Raw genomic sequence first — 1,393 nt, 5'->3', positions numbered from 1 at the left:
AAACAAGTAACCGTTATCATCAATCCGGTTCCGACCATTACCAGCAATGTAGTGGCAGATACCGAAATCTGTACAGGAGAAACGGTTAATATCGATGTAACCGGTACGCCAAGCGGAACAGTTTTCAACTGGGTTGTACTTAACTCTAGTAACGCACAAGTTCAAGGTGGTGTTACCAGCGGAAGCAGTACTACGGGAGATATCAATCTTGTTTTAATAGCTACAAGTGCTACAACACCTGGAACTATCCAGTTCGAGATCACACCGGTGAGAAACGGTTGTACGGGGACACCGGTACAGACTGCAGTAGTAACGGTGAATCCAACACCGGGAACACCGATACCAACACCGATCTATGAGATCTGTAGTGGAGATACAACTAACGTTTTGGTTAATTTACCTCCAACTTCTGTTTCAGGAGCTCAGATTGAGTGGGAAGTAGTGAACGTTACCAATGTAACAGGAGCTACAAGTGGTACAGGAACAGTTCCGTTTGCAATCCAGCAGGTATTGACTAACAGTACTACTCAGGTAGGTTATGTGACTTATAGAGTAAAATCGGTTTACAACGGTTGTTACGGAGCCAGCACGGATTACAGAGTACGCGTTAACCCGCTTCCAAATGTGACCTTAACAGGAGGAACAATTTGTATCGATGCTAACGGTGTTGCGTTTACTTCTTTAACTTTGGATACAGGATTGAGCGATACGGCCTATTTGTTCAGCTGGACCTTGAACGGCAACCCAATCGCGGGAGGCAGTTCAGTGTTGGTGGATGAAACGGATGAATTAGGAGATTACAGTGTTATGATCACCAATATTGCAACAGGTTGTACATCGCAACCGGCAACGGCAACGGTGGTAGGACACAATGTAGGTACCTCATTGGTTATCAGTACCAGTATAGCTTTTGAAGATAGCGGTGTTATTACGGTAACCGTGGTAGGTGGCTCAGGGGATTACCTGTACTCACTTGATGGTGGGGAATGGCAAGAGTCCAATGTATTTGCTAATGTATTACCGGGTGAACATCAGGTACAGGTGACCGATATTTACGGCTGTACACAATTATCAGCAGATACCTACCTGATCAACTATCCTCATTTCTTCACGCCGAACGGTGACGGAGTTAATGATACCTGGAACATCTGGGATTTAAGTGACCAGCCAAGTGCAGCGATCCATATCTTCGACCGTTACGGTAAACTGATCAAGCAGATTACTCCGGCCGGAGGAGGATGGGATGGAACCTTCAACGGTGAGTTGTTACCATCAACCGATTACTGGTTCACGGTTAAGTTTATTGATCCGACCATTAATGCAGAGCGTGAATTCAAAGCGCACTTCTCGATGAAACGATAAATGTCATTTTAATACAAAACAAAAGCCACTC

General features: G+C 45.0%; 1 protein-coding gene. It reads left to right on the top strand.

The window, feature by feature from the left end; all coding sequences use genetic code 11:
* A partial coding sequence (locus ACWPKD_RS15195) for a T9SS type B sorting domain-containing protein (RefSeq protein ID WP_455413540.1) occupies positions 1–1,362 on the top strand: 1,362 nt, incomplete at its 5' end.
* Positions 1,363–1,393 lie beyond the last annotated feature (31 nt).

It is taken from the genome of Flavobacterium pedocola, from assembly GCF_053764385.1.
The sequence above is the reverse complement of the archived record's forward strand: the minus strand, read 5'-3'. Positions and strand labels throughout refer to the sequence as shown.